General features: G+C 38.3%; 19 protein-coding genes. 17 read left to right on the forward strand and 2 right to left on the reverse strand.

From position 1 onward, the window contains the following. Window positions 1-36: 36 nt before the first annotated feature. On the reverse strand, window positions 37-249 hold the full coding sequence (locus ABC255_RS10305; protein ID WP_412993252.1) for a DUF3892 domain-containing protein: 213 nt from the start codon (window positions 247-249) through the stop codon (window positions 37-39). A 133-nt stretch (window positions 250-382) separates the two neighbouring features. Then, window positions 383-1291 carry a homoserine O-acetyltransferase MetA gene (gene metA, locus ABC255_RS10310; RefSeq protein WP_412993253.1) on the reverse strand — a complete coding sequence of 303 codons (909 nt, stop codon included), beginning with the start codon at window positions 1289-1291 and terminating at the stop codon, window positions 383-385. Window positions 1292-1484: 193 nt separating this feature from the next. Here metA and ABC255_RS10315 point away from each other — a divergent pair, with 193 nt between their 5' ends. The 17 genes from ABC255_RS10315 to ABC255_RS10395 all read left to right on the forward strand — a co-directional run bounded on the left by ABC255_RS10315 (window position 1485) and on the right by ABC255_RS10395 (window position 19332). Next, window positions 1485-3167 (forward strand): formate--tetrahydrofolate ligase, encoded by a 1683-nt coding sequence (locus ABC255_RS10315; protein WP_412993255.1) that lies wholly within the window; start codon window positions 1485-1487, stop codon window positions 3165-3167. 45 nt (window positions 3168-3212) lie between these two features. Further along, entirely contained in the window at window positions 3213-3719 is a 507-nt protein-coding gene (locus tag ABC255_RS10320) for a hypothetical protein (RefSeq protein WP_412993256.1), read from the forward strand. Between the two features lie 132 nt (window positions 3720-3851). Then, window positions 3852-4700 (forward strand): DegV family protein, encoded by an 849-nt coding sequence (locus ABC255_RS10325; protein ID WP_412993257.1) that lies wholly within the window; start codon window positions 3852-3854, stop codon window positions 4698-4700. Between the two features lie 60 nt (window positions 4701-4760). Next, a complete protein-coding gene (locus ABC255_RS10330; RefSeq protein ID WP_179596239.1) occupies window positions 4761-4901 on the forward strand; it encodes a hypothetical protein in 141 nt (46 codons plus the stop codon). A gap of 71 nt (window positions 4902-4972) precedes the next feature. Further along, entirely contained in the window at window positions 4973-5620 is a 648-nt protein-coding gene (locus ABC255_RS10335; protein ID WP_412993259.1) for an HD domain-containing protein, read from the forward strand. Further along, entirely contained in the window at window positions 5620-7503 is a 1884-nt protein-coding gene (locus ABC255_RS10340; protein WP_412998527.1) for an ABC-F family ATP-binding cassette domain-containing protein, read from the forward strand. The genes ABC255_RS10335 and ABC255_RS10340 overlap by 1 nt, the downstream gene beginning before the upstream one ends. 174 nt (window positions 7504-7677) lie before the next feature. After that, entirely contained in the window at window positions 7678-8814 is a 1137-nt protein-coding gene (locus tag ABC255_RS10345) for a conserved virulence factor C family protein (RefSeq protein WP_412993261.1), read from the forward strand. 63 nt (window positions 8815-8877) lie between these two features. Then, window positions 8878-9312, forward strand: a complete 435-nt coding sequence (locus ABC255_RS10350) for a BrxA/BrxB family bacilliredoxin (RefSeq protein ID WP_412993263.1) — start codon at window positions 8878-8880, stop codon at window positions 9310-9312. Between the two features lie 207 nt (window positions 9313-9519). Beyond that, window positions 9520-10113 carry a YpjP family protein gene (locus ABC255_RS10355; protein ID WP_412993265.1) on the forward strand — a complete coding sequence of 198 codons (594 nt, stop codon included), beginning with the start codon at window positions 9520-9522 and terminating at the stop codon, window positions 10111-10113. A gap of 99 nt (window positions 10114-10212) precedes the next feature. Then, on the forward strand, window positions 10213-10794 hold the full coding sequence (locus ABC255_RS10360) for a TerD family protein (RefSeq protein ID WP_412993267.1): 582 nt from the start codon (window positions 10213-10215) through the stop codon (window positions 10792-10794). Window positions 10795-10866: 72 nt separating this feature from the next. Then, complete coding sequence (locus ABC255_RS10365; RefSeq protein WP_335531685.1) at window positions 10867-11634, forward strand: TerC family protein; 768 nt, start codon at window positions 10867-10869, stop codon at window positions 11632-11634. Window positions 11635-11711: 77 nt separating this feature from the next. Next, the gene (locus ABC255_RS10370; RefSeq protein ID WP_412993269.1) at window positions 11712-12908 is read left to right on the forward strand and encodes an HpcH/HpaI aldolase/citrate lyase family protein; all 1197 of its coding nucleotides are present in this window, start codon (window positions 11712-11714) and stop codon (window positions 12906-12908) included. Next, window positions 12850-14187: a phosphoribosyltransferase family protein gene (locus ABC255_RS10375; protein WP_412993270.1), complete on the forward strand. Its 1338-nt coding sequence runs from the start codon at window positions 12850-12852 to the stop codon at window positions 14185-14187. Before ABC255_RS10370 ends, ABC255_RS10375 begins: the two co-directional genes overlap by 59 nt. A 13-nt stretch (window positions 14188-14200) precedes the next feature. Next, window positions 14201-15322 carry a cysteine protease StiP family protein gene (locus ABC255_RS10380; RefSeq protein ID WP_412993272.1) on the forward strand — a complete coding sequence of 374 codons (1122 nt, stop codon included), beginning with the start codon at window positions 14201-14203 and terminating at the stop codon, window positions 15320-15322. Then, window positions 15319-16119 carry an HAD family hydrolase gene (locus ABC255_RS10385; protein WP_412993274.1) on the forward strand — a complete coding sequence of 267 codons (801 nt, stop codon included), beginning with the start codon at window positions 15319-15321 and terminating at the stop codon, window positions 16117-16119. Before ABC255_RS10380 ends, ABC255_RS10385 begins: the two co-directional genes overlap by 4 nt. Window positions 16120-16593: 474 nt before the next feature. Then, window positions 16594-18231 carry a YceG family protein gene (locus ABC255_RS10390; protein WP_412993275.1) on the forward strand — a complete coding sequence of 546 codons (1638 nt, stop codon included), beginning with the start codon at window positions 16594-16596 and terminating at the stop codon, window positions 18229-18231. A gap of 3 nt (window positions 18232-18234) precedes the next feature. After that, the gene (locus tag ABC255_RS10395; protein WP_412993277.1) at window positions 18235-19332 is read left to right on the forward strand and encodes a toxic anion resistance protein; all 1098 of its coding nucleotides are present in this window, start codon (window positions 18235-18237) and stop codon (window positions 19330-19332) included. The last annotated feature ends 16 nt before the right edge of the window (window positions 19333-19348 follow it).

Consider the following 19348-nt stretch of genomic DNA (forward strand, 5'->3'; position numbering starts at 1 on the left):
ATACAAAAAGCATCTGGGGATTCCCAGGTGCTTTCTTTAGAATAAATTAGGATAATGGTCAAAGGATTGGTCTTGCAGAGGGCTTAGAACTAGTTTCCCATCGTAATCCTCCGCCGCCTGAACGCCTGTGATGATGCCGTTTGTAGCTTCCAGCAACGCTTTTTGATAGGAGATAACTCGACCTCCTGATGTGACAAAGCTGATAATGTCACCAAAATGGTTCCGATGCAGTCCTACTACTGTTTCCATAACATTTCCCCCCTTTGCTCGATATTCTTTCTATTATTTACGAAAAATAAACGAATAGTGATGATTAATTTAACAACGATTACCATAAAAAGACGTAAAAAAGAAGCATCGGTCCACACCGATGCTTCTTTGTTTACTCCCAATTGAAAGGAGTTTCTTGGTAAACGTAATAGTTGAGCCAGTTTGAAAAGAACAAGTGTCCGTGGGAACGCCAGCGATTAATTGGCGGTTGTGTTGGATCATTATTAGGAAAATAGTTTTCCGGAATATGAATTTGCTGCCCTCTGCTAATATCTCGATTGTATTCCAGTGCTAAGGAATCCGATTCATATTCCAAATGTCCAGTTATCATCACATGTTTTCGATCTCTGGAGGCAATAAGCAGTGCCCCCGCTTCTCGAGACGCGGCTAATAGGGTAAGCTCAGGGTTCTCATGGATTTCACCAATCGATACATCTGTATATCGAGAATGGGGAGCATAAAAATGATCGTCAAAACCACGCAGGAGTAAATCATTTTGCTCAAAAATCTGATGCTCATAAATTCCCGAACATTTTCGGGACAATTCAAATTTATCAATCCCATAATGATAAAATAGTGCAGCCTGTGCTCCCCAACAAATATGAAGTGTTGAGGTGACATTGGTTTTTGTCCAGTCCATAATTTCTGTAAGTTCTTCCCAATATTTTACTTGCTCAAACTCCATCAGTTCAACAGGCGCACCTGTAATAATCATTCCATCATATTTTTGATTTTTGACTTCTGAAAAAGTAGTATAAAACTGTTCTAGGTGCTGTTTGCTTGTGTTTGTAGATTCATAGGAATTCGTTTTTAAAAATTTTACATTTACCTGCAGTGGGCTGTTTCCCAATAGCCTTAATAGCTGCGTTTCTGCCTTTTCTTTTTCGGGCATTAAATTGAGAATAAGAAGCTTTAATGGACGGATATCCTGGCTGACGGCCCGTTCGTCGTCCATAACAAAAATATTCTCATTTTCGAGTATTTCTCGTGCAGGCAGCAACTTTGGAATGTTAATAGGCATGGTGCACTCCCCCTTATTTCTAATCTGTTAAGTCTAGTATTTTTTTAATATTTGGTCAATAACATTATAAACATTATATTAAATTCAGAAAAGAATAAAGTTTTGTCAAGAATATTACACGTAATAAATCGTTCATTTGATACAATAAAAGAGGTTAATAATTTTATGTGAATGCGAGGGATGATTTTTGCAAATGAAAACATCAGTTAAGTCCGACATTGAAATTGCACAAGAATCAACCATGAAGCCAATTTTTGAAATTGCTAAATCAATTGGTTTAAAGGAAGATGACCTCGAATTATATGGAAAATACAAAGCAAAAATTTCGTATGAAGCGCTTAGGAATATTGAAACAAATGAAAGTGGTAAAATCATTCTTGTTACTTCCATAAATCCTACGCCTGCTGGTGAAGGAAAATCAACGGTAACAGTTGGTCTTGGCGATGCCTTTAAACGCATTGGTAAGAAAGCCATGATTGCGATGCGCGAGCCATCACTGGGTCCTACAATGGGAATAAAAGGCGGTGCCACCGGCGGAGGTTATTCACAGGTATTGCCGATGGAAGACATAAACTTGCATTTTACTGGGGATTTACACGCGATTACTACAGCAAATAATGCCCTTGCAGCATTACTCGATAATCACATACAGCAAGGGAATGAGCTTAAAATTGATCAGCGGCGGATTGTCTGGAAACGCGCTGTTGATTTAAATGATCGTGCACTAAGAAAAGTTATTATCGGTCTTGGCGGACCACTTCAAGGGGTGCCTCGTGAAGATGGCTTTGATATTACGGTGGCATCAGAAATTATGGCCGTTCTATGTTTAGCTTCAGATTTGAAGGATTTAAAATTGCGATTAGCACGAATGGTTATTGCCTATAACGATAAAAAGGAACCTGTTACAGTAGGGGATCTTGGGGTTGAAGGGGCGCTTACTTTATTGTTAAAGGATGCCGTTAAGCCAAATCTCGTGCAAACAATCGAACATACTCCTGCACTCGTGCATGGCGGACCTTTCGCGAATATTGCTCATGGCTGTAATAGTGTGATTGCCACCCGTGCTGCGGCAAAGTTGGCTGATTTTGTCATTACAGAAGGCGGATTTGGTGCAGATTTAGGAGCTGAAAAATTTTTACATATCAAAGCAAGAAATGCAGGTATTAAACCAGAGGCAGTTGTAATCGTTGCAACCATCCGTGCATTAAAAATGCATGGGGGGGTAGAAAAATCAGACTTAGCTAAGGAAAACGTTACTTCATTAACGTTGGGCTTTGCAAATCTCCAAAAACATATTGAGACAATTAAAGCCTTTGGTTTACCAGTAGTGGTGGCTATCAATAAATTTATTACAGATACAGAACTTGAAGTTCAGACATTACTTGAATGGTGCGAACGTGAGGGTGTACCTGTTGCTTTAACAGAGGTCTGGGAAAAAGGCGGAGCCGGTGGAGTAGAGCTTGCAGAAACATTGTTATCTGTAATGGAAAAAGAACAAAATAACTTCAAGCCTTTATACGATGTATCAGATTCCCTTGAAACCAAAGTGAGAACGATTGTTCAAAAGGTATATGGCGGAAAAGACGTAGAATTTTCAACGAAAGCTAAAAAGCAGCTATTAGAGTTTGAAAAATTAGGCTGGTCTCATTTGGCGATTTGTATGGCAAAATCACAATATTCCTTATCCGATGATCCAACGAAATTAGGAAGACCAACTGATTTTACCGTTAATGTAAGAGAGTTTAAACCTTCAATTGGTGCTGGTTTCATTGTAGCGTTAACCGGAGAGGTTATGACCATGCCGGGATTACCGAAAAAACCTGCAGCATTGAATATGGATGTGGATGAAACGGGCAAAGCATTAGGGCTGTTCTAACAGATTGAGGTGAGTTGAATGTTCGATCCTACCGCTTTCGATAATATGAAAGTAGTTATTGAAGGGGCGTTATATGATTTAGATTTAGCTGGAGAAATTGTTATTACAGACCGGAACGACATCGTGAATATGGCAAAAATGTCACGGAGTTTTGATGTTCACTTTCAATTATCTTCAACTCAACAAGGTAGCGTTACAGCTAAATTAGAAATAAGAGCAGATTTTATAAATCTTGCTGCAGAGTTAATGCCAAACTCTTTGTCACAGAAACAGGATGGATGCACAATAAAACTGCAATTTTTTCATTATGGAATTACCGATGAAGCACAATTAAAAAAAATACGAGAAATTTTTATGGATATTTGGGGGGAAACTAGACAGATTAGTCAATCTGTAACGATTACACCTTCCATCTCACTAATTCATAATTGTATTTCAATTGAATTCGATAGACTGATCAACGAGGACCAAATGGATGATTTGGTTGAAATGATCGATTTTATGATGAAGACCAATGAACAATTACAATCCTACCTTATAGACCTTAGTTAAACCCTCTAAAAACCAGCTATCTATTTTAGCTGGTTTTTTTATCGATATAAATATTTACAAGAAAACGATTTCAATGTACGATTATTTTAACTAGATATTAGGACCTCATACCAATTTTAAGGGGAGATAACATTGGTTAAAACGGCATGGGTTACCGACAGTACGGCATTTTTAGATGAAGAACTAAAAAATCATCCTGATTTGTATACAATACCATTAACAATTTTATTAGACGGTGAGGAATTTGCGGACGGGATTGATTTAACAGCGGCAGAACTTTATGCAAGATTAAAAGAGCTTAAGGCACCACCAAAAACTTCACAGCCTGCAGTAGGTGTTTTCCAGGAATTATACGAAAAACTTTCCAAGGATTATGAACAAGTTGTAGCAGTTCTTATATCAGGAAAACTTAGTGGTACCGTGTCTTCTAGTGAACAGGCTGCAAAGCTGGTTAATATTCCTGTTAAGACCTTTGATTCCCAAATTCTAACTGCACCTATGACTGCACTATTAAAAAAAGGGATGGAGTTAATGGAGGCAGGTAATAGCCTTGAATCTGTCATGGATCAATTAGAATTCCTAAAGTCCACCAACGAGACGTATGTATTAATTGGAAGCCTGGAACAGCTTCATCGCAGCGGCAGGATGTCTGGTTTACAATTTTTCTTAGGAAGCATGCTAAACGTGAAGCCTATTATTTCAATTGAAGAAGGCGCTCTTAACACAAAAGAAAAAGTGAGAAGTGATAAGAAGGCCAAGGACAGGATTTTAGACTATTTTAAATCCTCTTATGAAAAAAATAAATTTAAAGAAGTATACATTTTATACGGGTTACACCAGGAACATGCCAATGAATGGAAAGTGGAATTAGAAAGATTGTATCCTGAGTTAAAGGTTATTACCTGTCCGTTGGGTGCAGTTATTGGTGTGCACGCAGGTGAAAACACGCTTGGAATCAGCTGGCATAATGGTTTGAAATAACTTTATCCCCATGTGAGCATACTAAAATGGCAGTTCATTTTAGTTAAGGGGGGAATTACCGTGAAAAATAAAAATTTGACACGTGAAGAGATTGAGAAGCAGGACCAAAAAAATGATGTCGAACTCGGTGGCGAGTATACAATTGGTAACACGAAGTCACAAAGCCAGAAAAAGAGCGGTCGTCAGGCGAACAAAAAATAACTCCGAATTCTCGGGGTTATTTTTTGTTTGCTTTTCATGTTAAAATACTTGGGTGAAGGAAGGTGTTTTACATGAAAAATCAAATTATAGAACAAACGAATACGTTTGTCCGCAGTCAATTAGGTGAAGACGCAACAGGACATGATTGGTTCCATGTTGACCGCGTTAGACGGACAGCTTTACATATTTGTAAACAAGAACAAAACGGTGACTCATTTATTATTGAGATGGCAGCACTTTTGCACGATATCCCTGATGAAAAGCTTAATGACAGCGCAGAAGCAGGGAAAAACAAACTGAATTCATTTTTAAAAAGTATTGAGTTGTCTGAAGAGGTACAAAACGCTATTGTGGAAATTATTGATTCTATTTCATATAAAGGTGGAAGTAAAACGGAGCTAAAAACGATAGAAGCAAAAATTGTTCAGGATGCAGACCGGTTAGATGCAATTGGTGCGATTGGCATTGCAAGAACATTTGCTTATGGCGGTAAAAAAGGACAACCCATTTACGATCCAAGCATAAGTGTGCGGGAGGAAATGAGTCTAGAAGAATATCGCAAAGGGAAATCAACAAGCATTCATCATTTCTATGAAAAATTACTAAAGTTGAAGGAATTATTGAACACGGATACTGCCAAAGAAATGGCAGAAAGCCGCCATAAAACGATGGTGGACTTCTTAGAACAATTCTATCTGGAATGGGATGGTCAAGACTGATGAAAATGCTCACAGTAGAAAATGTTACGAAAACGTATGGGGAAAAACAGTTATTTAACAACATCTCCATTACCATCGGTGAAAAAGAGCGAGTCGGCTTAATTGGCATTAACGGGACAGGAAAGTCATCACTGTTAAAAATTATTGCCGGTTTGGATCAGCCGGATGATGGGAAAATTATCACTGGCAAAGATTACTCCATTGCATTTTTGGACCAACAGCCCGAGTTAGATTCTGCTAAAACTGTTCTTGAACAAGTCTTTCACGGCGAAGCACCTATTTTAAGGTTAATGCGCGAATATGAAAAAACACTGCTGCTCTTGAATTCTTCTCCAAATGATACAAAGGTTCAGGAGGATCTTTTCCAATTACAAAAGCAGATGGACGCTTTAAATGCATGGGATGCAAGTACAAATGCAAAGTCGATTTTAATGAAACTTGGAATCGAGGATTTTACCAAGAAAATCGGGGAGCTTTCCGGGGGACAGAAGAAACGTGTAGCATTAGCTCAAGTTCTTATTGCTGAGCCGGATTTACTCATTCTAGACGAGCCTACGAACCACCTAGACTTTGACTCTGTAAAATGGCTGGAGGAATATTTAAGCCGATATAGCGGCTCCATCCTTCTTGTTACGCATGACCGTTACTTTTTAGATCGTGTTGCAAACAGAATGTTTGAGCTTGATGGTGGAAATCTCTATAGCTATAAAGGAAACTATGCTGCATTTTTAGAAGCAAAGGCGATCCGTGAGGAAAATGAGGCAGCAACATTCGAAAAAAGACAGAATCTCTTTAGACGTGAGCTTGAGTGGATGAGACGTGGCGCCAAAGCCCGTACAACCAAACAAAAAGCCCGGATTCAGCGTTTTGATGAATTGGAAGATAAGCTATCTGGCGGGAAGCCTACAGGCGAAAAGGTGGATATCTCGTTAAATGGCAGTCGCCTTGGTAAACAGGTTTTTGAACTTAAGGACGCTTCAATGCGGTATGGGTCAAAGACAATCCTAAATCACTTTAATTTACTTGTAAAACCAGGTGACCGGCTTGGGATTATTGGCAGGAATGGGGCAGGGAAGTCTACCCTTTTAAATATACTTGCTAAAAAGCTTCCACTTGATGAAGGTGAATTCATCATGGGTCAAACCGTTAAAATCGCATATTATACCCAGGAAAATGAGGACATGGATGAAAACAAGCGGATGATTGAGTACATAAAAGAAACCGCTGAAGTGGTCGAGACTTCAGATGGGAAAACATTATCTGCCGCACTCATGCTCGAACGTTTTCTGTTTCCACCGTTTTCTCATGGTACGCCAATCCGTAAATTATCCGGTGGAGAAAAGCGTCGTTTATACTTGTTGAAATTATTAATGACAGCACCAAATGTCCTTTTACTGGACGAGCCGACAAATGATCTCGATACCCAGACATTGACGGTTTTAGAAGATTATCTTGAAGATTTCCCAGGTGTTGTAATCACAGTATCCCATGACCGGTATTTTCTTGATAAAGTGGTAGATCAGCTTCTTGTTTTGCGCGGTGAAGGTCAAATTGATTCTTTTTATGGAAATTACAGTGAACATCTAGAAAAGGAATCTGCTGCTGTAGAAGTGAAAAAGCCGGTAGCCACTACTACTAAAACTCCTGAAAAGGAAAAAAAGAAAAGGATGACCTTCAAGGAGAAAAAAGAGTGGGAAGAAATTGACGAAGTGATTGAAAAAACTGAAGCTCGCCTTGAAGAAATTGCCAATGAAATGGGGAACACGGGCAGTGACTTCACAAAAGCGCAAGAATTAATGAAATTAGAAGCAGAATTAAACGAAAAGCTTGAGTATTTAATCGAAAGATGGGAATATTTAGCTGAATTAGCTGAAAGTGAGTAAAAAAGTTCGTTTTAGACGTACTTTTTTTGGGGGAAAATTTATATCAGCGTTGATTGGGATATATCGGTGTTAAACAAATATAGTAGCGTTCCCTACCACAAGGCCAATTTCTAGAATGAAATATCACCATTATGTTAAACTTGTAAAGAGAAACTAAAGAATTAGGTGAACTTCATGAAAATAAAGGGTATTGAACCAACGCCAAGCCCAAATACAATGAAAATTATCTTAGATCAAGAACTGCCAATGGGGAAAAGCCATAATTATAAAAAAGAAACAGCTGCAAATGCACCGTCGGTTATCCAAGATATCCTTCAAATTGAGGGAATTAAAGGTGTCTACCATGTAGCAGATTTCCTTGCTGTTGAAAGAAATGCGAAATACGACTGGAAGGATTTGCTGCCGCAAGTCCGTAAGTCGTTTGGGGAAACAGCGGAGCAACCAACGGAAACTCCAAGCCAACTAGACGAACACTTTGGGGAAATCAAGGTTGAAGTTCAAATGTTTAAGGATATTCCCCTTCAGGTTAAGCTGACAGATGGCAACACTGAAAAAAGATTTGGGATGCCTGAGTACTTTTTAAAAGCAAGAGAACGAGCACAGCTACCAGACGAAAATTATATCCTGCTCCGCAGGTGGGATTCTCTTGGTGTTCGCTATGGGGATTTCGAACAAATCGGTCAGGAAGTCGTCGAGGAATTAATCGCTGCTTATCCTGTTGAACGACTCGAGGAACTGGTATCCAGAGCACAAATAAAGGAATCCGCTGCTAAACCAAAGCCAATACGAGAACGTAAAAAGGTGACATTGGAATCATTAGACAATCCCGATTGGCAAATCCGTTATCAGCTGCTTGAGCAAATGGATGATCCTGAGCTTGAAGATTTACCTGTATTAGATAAAGCATTAACAGATGAAAAGCCATCTATCCGCAGACTCGCTACCGTTTATTTAGGAATGATTAAGGATTCAGTGGTTCTGCCTTATTTATATACGGCCTTAAAGGACAAGACAGTGACTGTTCGCAGGACTGCAGGTGATTGCTTATCTGACCTAGGATTTCCAGAAGCAGGTGAAGAGATGGCGAAAGCACTTCAAGACTCTAGCAAATTAGTTCGTTGGCGTGCTGCGATGTTTTTGTATGAAGTGGGTGATGAAACGGCATTGCCAGCATTAAAGGGTGCCGAAAATGATCCTGAATTTGAGGTAAGCATGCAAATCAAGATGGCGATCGAAAGAATTGAAGGCGGCGAGGCTGCTAAAGGTTCTGTATGGAAGCAAATGACTGAGGCGCGCAAAACAGAAAGTTAATTGGAATTGCACTTAGTAAATTAGATATAGTACACTGCAAATATAGAAAGTGAGGTTTTAATAATGTCAATGGCATACGAAGAATACATGAGACAAATGGTTTTACCAATGCGTGAGGAGTTAACAAGAACTGGATTTCAAGAACTTACAACAACTGAAGAAGTTGAAAACTATATGGAAAACGCAAGTGGAACAACGCTTGTTGTTGTAAATTCAGTTTGCGGATGTGCTGCTGGACTTGCTCGTCCTGCTGCAACACAGGCGGTTTTAACAAGTGAGAAAAAGCCTGATCAGCTTGTAACTGTATTTGCTGGACAGGATAAAGAGGCAACAGAAAAAATGCGTGAGTATTTTGAGGGAATTGAGCCTTCATCACCATCAATGGCACTATTAAAGGGAAATAAAGTGGTTCACTTTATTCCACGACATGATATTGAAGGAATGCCAATGGAATCCATTATGGATAATTTAAAAGCTGCATTTGATGCCAATTGCTAAAAGGATGTCATTCGACGTCCTTTTTTTATTAGGTTTTTTTAGTGTCATGTTTGTTACCATAGCTGGACGAACGAATTAGCAAATGATTCTATCATTCTGTAAGAAATGATTTTTCCATTTTGCAGGCAAAAGAAGTATAATAATTGGTAAGAGTCAAAAAATATCGGAAAAATTGACTTAATTCTTCCAGTCAAAGGGGAATAATAGATGAATAAATGGATTCGTAAATCGTTTGTGGTACTCGTTTCAGTTTTAACATTTGGCCTTATTACTCCGACTCAACTAATAAATAACGTAAATGCTGAGAAACCTACAGAGAGAGATACGATTGAAGCTGCGCTGTTAAGAGGCTATTCGCAGGAAAACAGCTATTTTGAGACTGAAGAAGTAGTAGATAAGGAAAAATTTCTCGAAGAACTAGTCAAAAAAGCAGAGCTGCAATCCTATCAAAAATTTGGTACAAGGATTAAACCTGTAATTGAAAATGAGTTTCGGGAAATCATTATGCCAAATATCGAAAAAGCTTTGCAGGAAACAGCTGCGCAATTCCCAACTGAGGATTTATTAAATTTGGCTATTACGGAGACTCCGGGCAAGGGACAATCTGAAAAAATCTTTAATATCAAAAATAATGAAACTAATATGGATATTCTGCGTTTTCATGTGAGAAGAGATAATCCACCTCAAGCTGGTTACTGGTTTAATTTTCATTACCATACCTATCATGACGGGTTTCAAAGCCATCATGAGCTAGGGTCTATCTATTGGGATAAAAATACCCCTCCCAAATGGATGAGTTAAAGATTTGCGAAACAATAGCAAAAATTTTATTATTATTTTTGAAACCTTTCCTAGAGAATCTCGTATATAGACTATTACCTAAAATGGAGGAATGTAAAAATGGCAATTAGTTTATCAAAAGGTCAAAAAGTTGATTTAACAAAAACCAATCCGGGGTTAACAAATGTAGTAGTTGGTTTAGGATGGGATACGAATAAATATGATGGCGGAAATGATTTCGACCTCGATTCATCCGTTTTCTTATTAGGTGAAAATGGCAAGGTTACAAACGAAACAGACTTTGTTTTCTACAACAATCCACAAGGTGCAAATGGTGCTGTTGTACATAATGGAGATAACCGTACTGGTGCAGGTGATGGTGATGATGAGCAAGTAAACATCAATTTAACCACAATTCCTGCTAACATCCAACGTGTTACATTCACGATTACCATCCATGATGCAGCTGGTAGAAACCAAAACTTTGGTCAAGTTTCTAATGCATATGCTCGTATTTTCAATGAATCAACTGGTGAAGAATTGATTCGTTATGATTTAGGAGAAGATTTCTCTATCGAAACAGCGGTTGTTGTTGGCGAACTATATCGTCACAACGGCGAATGGAAGTTTAGCGCAATTGGTAGCGGCTATCAAGGCGGCTTAGCAGCTCTTGCTACAGACTTCGGATTACAAGTAGGATAACATCTAGAATAAGACCCGGCGTTAAGCTGGGTCTTTGTACAAAAACATATACATCCGGGAGGAATTTTTTTAATGTGGGAAGGAATTATTGAAACATATTCATTATTTTTTGACTGGCAACATTGGGTGGAGGTTCTTTCAGATCCGGTTAACTGGGGATTAATAGGTACCCTAGTAATTCTCGAAGGGTTACTGTCAGCCGATAATGCTCTTGTTCTAGCAGTAATGGTAAAACACCTACCGCCAGAACAGCGTAAAAGAGCCCTTTTCTATGGTTTACTTGGTGCTTATATATTCCGTTTTATCGCAATTGGAATAGGGGTTTATTTAATTAAATTTACATTGGTTAAAGTTTTAGGAGCTGCTTATCTTGCTTGGTTAGCAATTAAATATTTTATTGATAAGCGGAAAGCCAATCAGGCAGTAGAGTCAGAAGAAGAGCATGGGATTAACCAAAAGGGCTTGCTCATTCGACTATTTGGAACCTTCTGGGGAACAGTTGCTGCAGTAGAATTAATGGATATTGCTTTTTCAGTTGACAGTGTTCTAGCTGCTTTCGGAATTAGTAATGAAGTTTGGGTACTGTTGCTTGGCGGTATGCTTGGGGTCCTTATGATGCGTGGTGTTGCAGGTGTATTTTTGGCATTAATTGACCGTATTCCAGAGCTTGAGACATCTGCTTATATTTTGATTCTATTAATATCTGCAAAAATGTTTGCCGGTGTTTTCGGTGTTCATGTAAGTCATATTACATTCTTCGTTATTTTACTACTTGTATTTGGAGCGACTTTTGTTGTTCATTTCATGAACAAAAAGAAAGAAGTTGGCAAAGAATCATAATTTTTGAGGTACGACATAAAATGGGGAGCAGACGAAAGTCAGTCCCCATTCTTTTTTATTTAAAGGAGTCATTGAGAATGAAGTATTTTACTTATTTTTATGAAAATGAGCTTGATTCATTATTCTTTCAAAAGCCAAAGGACTTTAACAAGTATAGTGAACGGCAGCTTTTATCTTATGGTCTTGGTGCTACTCTATACATACCGGCAACCCGTCCTAATATTCATCAAGATCTCCTTTCAAAAAAGCATGAAGGATTAACTTCTCTTGTAATCGACCTAGAGGATGCCGTAGGTGATATCGAGGTTGAAAAAGCGGAAGAGCAGCTTGTTGAGGAACTTCTAAAATTGTATGGTGAAATCAATAAAAAATATTTAACAATAGACGATTTACCGCTTATGTTTATCCGGATTCGAAATATCGACCAGCTTAAAAGAATCAAGGAACAACTGGGAAACGCCACTGAATTGTTAACGGGAGTGGTTTTACCGAAATTCAATGCAGAATCAGGTGAGGAATTATTAGCAGAGGTTGTGAATATCCACACAAGGCATAATCCTTTTTACGCCATGCCTATTCTTGAAAGTGATAAAATAATACATAAAGAAACAAGAATGACAGAATTAATGGAGATAAAACATCTGCTTGATCGCTATAAGGAAAATATATTAAATGTTCGAATTGGGGCAACTGATTTTTGCGGATTGTATGGAATTCGCAGAAGTGTTGATACCACTGTTTACGAGATTGCTGTTTTGCAAGATTGCATTGCAGATATTATTAATGTTTTCCAGCGTTCAGCAAGTCCTTATGTCATATCGGGACCTGTCTGGGAGTATTTCTCTTCCAAACCAAGGATGTTAAAACCACAGCTTAGACAGACTCCTTTTCGTGAACGTTATGGTGATGAGGGCTTAAGATGGCGGGCTGAATTAATTGATCAAAATATGGATGGTTTAATTAGAGAAGTGTTAATGGACATTGGTAACGGGCTAACGGGAAAAACCATTATTCATCCCACACATATTAAAGCCGTCCAGGCACTAAACGTGGTAACTTACGAGGAATATATTGACGCCTGTTCCATCATTGAAGCAGAAAACGGCGAAAATGGAGTCAAGAAAAGCGACTTTTCCAATAAGATGAATGAAATAAAGCCTCATTTGTTTTGGGCAAAAAAGACCATCTTAAAATCTCAGCTTTACGGGGTGCTACATGAAGGATACACAAATATCGACCTTATTAAAAAAGACGTTTACGTATACAATTCTTGACAAAATTACTGTTGAAATTGAAGTAACTGCAAATCCATATCAGTTAAATCTTGAAGAATTGTTTACAATGGCCGCAAGAATTAATAAAAAACGGTCGTTTTTGTTTGTTAGTAAGCTTCTTGGAAAACATTTACCTATACAACCGCGAAAAGGTCTTTTAACCGCTGCGTTACTTGCAGCTAGATATGCAGAGAGTATAAGGGAATTAAATTGTCAAGCAACAGAGGGGCTAGTCAGGTCTTTTGAAAAAAAAGAGACAGATTTTCAAAGCGTTCCTTTTATCCCAAAGTCTGTTAAACCTGTTGTGATAGGATTTGCAGAGACGGCAACATCACTCGGACACGCATTTTTTGATTGCTTTGAAGAAGCAGAGTATTTCCATACAACAAGAGAAGTGATAGATTATCTAACACCGTGTATTACCTTTGAAGAGGAGCACTCTCATGCAACTTCTCATCGCTGCTATATTCCGATAGACATGATTGATAATAAGCGTGAAATTATTTTAGTAGATGATGAAATGACGACTGGAAAAACGGCTATCAATATTATCCAATCAATCCATTCCCAGTATCCTAGGAAAGACTACACCATTGTGTCTATTTTGGATTGGCGGTCGGAACATAATAAACAACAATTTATACAGCTGGAAAGAACACTAGGAATAAATATCAATGTCGTTAGTTTAATGAGCGGTATGGTAAAAATTAATGAAATGGGTAAGCTTCAACAACTAGAACAGCAGCCTGATTCATACAAAGAAATGAAAACATCATTGGAAAAAGTATCATTATCCGCGTATTTTGAAAAAGAATGTGCCGGCACTAAGAATAAGATTTCCTATATCAAGGAAACAGGCCGCTTTGGACTAGATAGTAAAAACAATCTTGTTCTTCATCAGAAAATAAATAACGCCGCCTCTGTGTTAAGACAACACAGAACGGGTTCAAAAACACTATGTTTAGGGACCGGGGAGTTCATGTATATCCCTATGAAATTGGCTTCAGAAATGGGTCGAGATGTCTTCTATCAATCTACTACTAGAAGTCCAATCTATATTCAAAACATCCAAGGGTATGGGGCAAGACATGGTATCGGTTTTCCTAATCCTGAGGATTGGGATGTGGCTCATTTCGTTTACAATATTTCTCCAGGCGAATATGATGAATTATTTGTTTTCTTTGAGAGAGAAGTATCTGCTGAAAATCTTCAGCCATTAGTAAAACAATTGGAAAATTTACAGTTAAAGTCGATTAAAATCGTCTTTTTCTCAGATTAATAGGGGTGGAAGAATGTCGATGATAACCAATCAGCCTGGTAAAATGGGAAGCTACTCTCAGGATGATGTTCTTTTTCTATTAAAGGATTTGAGTAATATTCAGCTTGAGGACTCAACCGTGAATCGTGAAATGAGAGTTCAATCTGGTCAGCATTATAGTGAATCTTTGCCAATAGAATACCAACCACCAATGGAATATGTGGATTTGTTTTGGAGTACCGCCAAAGATTATAAATCAAAAGTGGCACTATGTGTCGGTATTGTAGCTGAGCAAATCTATCGCCATAAGGGTAATCAAGCTATTCTCGTATCTCTTGCCAGAGCAGGAACGCCGGTTGGAATTTTGGTTAAAAGATATATTAATTTCCGCTACGGGATATCTTTACCTCATTATAGTATCTCCATTATCCGTGATAGAGGTATTGACGAAAATGCACTGCACTATATCCTCAAAAAACACCCTGAGGGAAACATTCAATTCGTAGATGGATGGACAGGAAAAGGGGCCATATCGCTTGAATTGACAAAGGCATGCCAAGAATTTGAAAGCAAATATTTTATCCAGCTTGATGATCAACTTGCGGTCATTGCCGATCCTGGCCATTGTACGACACTTTTTGGAACGAGAGAAGACTTTCTCATTCCAAGTGCTTGTTTAAATTCGACCGTCTCAGGACTTGTTAGCCGTACAGTATTAAATGATACGTATATTGGTAAAAACGACTTTCACGGAGCAAAGTTTTACCAGGAACTTCTCCCAAGTGATGTTTCGAATGAGTATGTTGAATTGATTGCTGGCGAATTTTCTGCCATCTGTCAAGAAGCAGAGGAAACCGCCTCACAAAGAGAACATGAGGAAATAAATGTAGAATTTACTGGTTTGCAGGATGTTAGAACCATCCAAGCTCAATTTGAAATAGAAAGCACGAATTATATCAAACCAGGAGTCGGCGAAACCACACGAGTGCTTCTTCGGAGAGTCCCATGGAAAATCCTCATGCGCGATGCTTCTAGCCCTTATGTGAGACATATCCTTATGCTCGCTGAAGAAAAAGGAGTAGAGATAGTGACATATCCGGAAATGAATTATTTGTGTATGGGGTTAATTAAATCGGTTAAGGGGACTAGTAAATGATAACTGCATCAGATCTTGACCGCACATTGATGTATTCCAATCGAGCCATCGAAGAATTCGGAATACCAGAGGGTCTTGTGTTGAAGCCTGTCGAAATGATAAAGGGAAATTGGGCTGGGTATATGACGGAAGCTGCTTTTACAATGTTGAGAGAAGTTAACCAGAACAGTTTGTTTATACCGGTTACAACGAGAACAACAGAACAATTTAAGCGATTTGTGATTTTTGAAAAAGAAATACCATTGTCTTACGCGATTACGACAAATGGAGCACATATTTTATATAATGGGGAACCTTTAAAGGAGTGGTCTGAACATCTAATTATTCAATTGAAAAATGGATGTGCGCCTGAGAAAGAGTTACTCTCAGCCTTAAAAAGGGCTGGAATTTCATTGGATGGGGAAAGAAAGCAGGCTGAAAACCTATTTTTTTACTTTATATTAAACTGTCTTCCAACCCCATCAGAACTCACAGAAATTCGCGGGCTTACAGCCAATTATGGATGGGAAATGAGCCTTCAGGGCAGAAAACTCTACTTTATTCCGACTGCCATTAGCAAAGGGAAGGCACTTGAATATATTTGTAACCGAGAAGGAATGGAAGCAATGGCGGGCGCAGGTGATTCTGTTTTAGATTGGGATTTTCTAAAGAATTGCCGCTACCCGATCGTCCCAAGTCATGGAGAGCTCCTTAAAGTGAAGGGACCAGCTGATTTCACACTGACAAACCAGCTCGGCGTTGCCGCTGGTGAAGAAATACTCCAGCATTTCCTAATGGCTTTAACACTCAAAATCTAATCATTTTTAATATAGGGATAAAAGAAAAAAAAATAGATAGAACTGAATAAAGCAAAAGTACCACAAAAAAATAATACGGACATACTAACACTGGCAAGAACGGGAGACAGAAACAGCGTAAAAAGTAAGCATAACCAGAACAAATCGATCATAACGAAGGTTTTCGAGACCATTAAATCCATAATGATACTTAGTTCCTCGCTAACATCTTCCATTCTTGGCCGCTTGTATATAAACCTCATGAAGTCACCTACTTATAGTCTTGAGTACTCAATCATATGTAAGGACAAGGAAGAAGGTGAAAAATGAGGAAATTTCATAGCTTTTTTTCCTTGTAATGAAACATTTTACGCTTACTTTCGTATAAACAATGAACCAATTATTTAACTGTGATATGATGGTAAAGAATACCCTTACATAATTTAACTGTAACGTACAAAAAATCTTTCGCTTTTTTGAGGGAAGGGATTATGAATGAATTTACCATACAACCAAATGAATGTCCGACCTGTATCCCTTTCATTTGAAAATTGGCTTGATATGCTGAAAATGCCCCTGTCAGAACGGCCAGATTTTTCAATAGACCAGGGAAATATACAGATTGGGCAAGTACTGGCGAAATTCCTTGGAATTCCGATTGACAGTGATGAGTACTACAATCAGCTTTTTGATTATGTTACTTCCTCTGAAACACGCTTACATTTATTAAATGAGGAATCACTAAATAAAAATATTGATAATCAGCATTTTCAATCGATTCAAAAGGTACTGAATATCAGTCAAGAACAGAAGCTTTCAATCAATCGATTCACAGCTTTTCTTGATGGCGAGCGGCTGCTATATAAATCAAATATCCCAGCCATTCATCGAAAAATAAGGGAAGCGATGATAAGCACTCTTGAACTTTTTAACCAGCGTGAAAAGGACGGGTTGAAAAATCACGAACTAAGAAGGGTTTTAGTCGACGTAATAAAATGGTCGATGAACCATTTAAATCCTTTATTAGATACGGTGGACCTGCAAAAGGAAATGCCCAAATTCTTATGGTACGGCGATATGAAAAGAAGTCAGCCTTATTTTGTCTATTATTTAGTGAAGCTTGGCTGCGATGTAGTCATTTTTCATCCGGAAGGAAAAGATGTTTTATCTGGATTCCATGATGAGGAATTTTTTACACATCATTACCCAAATAAACATCAAGCCGAACTATTTCCAAAAGAAAGAAGAAATCGCCAAACCACTGTTGCCTATCGTGCCTCAAAAGAAATTGAGACGATTCTCAATCAGGAAGGCTCAGGTTTATATAAACCATGGCAATTAAGGGAGTATACCCCATCTTCGATTACCTTAAAAACAACCTATGATGAATTATTTATACTCGGAAAAGAAATCGCAATGGTTCGACCGGGCTTTGAGGTAGAGAACGAACAAGTCAAAATTCCTTCCCTGTTTGCTAAAATTCAGGGAGTGAGTAAAAACCGGAAAGAGTATTGGGATCGAATTCAGAATCTTACAGAATTCGAACACAGCTTGTTGATTCGCCAATTACCGTTTACATGGTCAAGCTCTAACGATTTTCGTTTTCACTACCGAAATGCACTAGACAGAGATGGATTGTTAAATCAGGAAATGATGATGCAGGCTCACTATTGGCCGTATTCATTCTTACCAACAGGGTTACAAAAGGGGATTGCTAATGCGATTCGACGAATTTGTGAAAAGCCGGGTTTAAAGTCGTTATCAGGGGAAAGCGTGGAGGAGGTAAGCATCTATTTATTTAGTCAAGCGATGTTTGCACCAAAAGAAATCATCCAGCTAATGGAGAAATTTGATTATTCACAGCATGTACCGAAGTTAATCATATATAACAATGAATCCCGCGGTATGCTATCAAGGTCAGACGCAGCGCTTATCCTGCTTTTAAACCAATTTGGTATTGATATTATTGTATATAATCCGCCGGGCCATAATGATATTGAAAATTTTCTTCATGATAGTTTATATGATACACACTGGCTTGAGGATGTTGTTTTTGATTTGGAATATAAAGAACCTTTCAAACTGAAGAAAAAGTTCTTTCAAGGAATTATAAAAAACTTAAGGGGAGATTAAATAGTGAATCTACCACAAAATCAAACTGCTATCTTAGTGACTGAGGAACCACTAAGTGAAGCTAAGATTTCTGACATTAAGCTTGCCCTCAGGAAGGAAACAGAAGTTCAAAATCTGGCAAGGTCCATTGATGAACGAGACCAGATAAAGATCTTAGAGTTTGGGAAAGAGCCAGCTGTGCAAATCTCTCGTTTCTCAGATCAAATTTTAGGTAATATGCGGACTACAAAAGTCGAAGATTCTGGCGAGCTTCTAAAGCAGCTTACCAAGATAATGGATAAGTTCGATCCAAAAGACTTTCAAAAAACTTCCACCGGATTTTTCGGAAAGCTCTTTAAAAAGGGCGAAAAGATGATTGAAAAGGTCTTTGGAAAATACCAATCCATGGGCTCTGAAATTGATAAGGTATACGTGGAAATATCCAAGTATCAGCATGAAATGGTTGATTCCACCAAAATGCTGGAGCAAATGTATGAGCAAAATTATCAATACTATATGACACTTGAAAAATATGTTGTTGCCGGCGAAATGAAGGTAGAAGAACTTAAAAATAATCAATTGCCACCGCTAGAAGCTCGTGTTGCCGCAGGTGACCAAATTGCTTCCATGCAATTGGATACCTTGAAAAATGCGATTGAGGCACTAGAGCAGCGAATATATGACCTTGAAATGGCAAAGATGGTATCTTTGCAGACAGCTCCACAAATCCGCTTGCTGCAAAGAGGAAATACAAAGCTGATTGGAAAAATTAATTCTGCTTTTGTAACAACGATTCCAATCTTTAAGAATGGACTGATTCAGGCAGTTGCTGCAAAAAGACAGAAGCTTGTTGCTGATTCAATGAGTGAACTAGACCGTCGTACCAATGAAATGCTTCTAAAAAATGCACAAAACATATCTAAGCAAAGCACAGATATTGCAAGACTCGCAGGCGGTCCAAGCATTAAAATCGAAACCATCGAAGAATCCTGGAACATTATCATTAAGGGTATGCAGGAAACTAGAGCAATCGAAGAAGAAAACAAGCGCCTGCGTGTCGAAGGTACAAAGCGTCTGGAACAGCTGCAGGATAACTTTAAAAAGTTGAAACAACAATACTAAATGATTGTTAACTATA

Source organism: Neobacillus canaveralius, assembly GCF_047237705.1.
Lineage (GTDB): Bacteria > Bacillota > Bacilli > Bacillales > Cytobacillaceae > Neobacillus > Neobacillus niacini_K.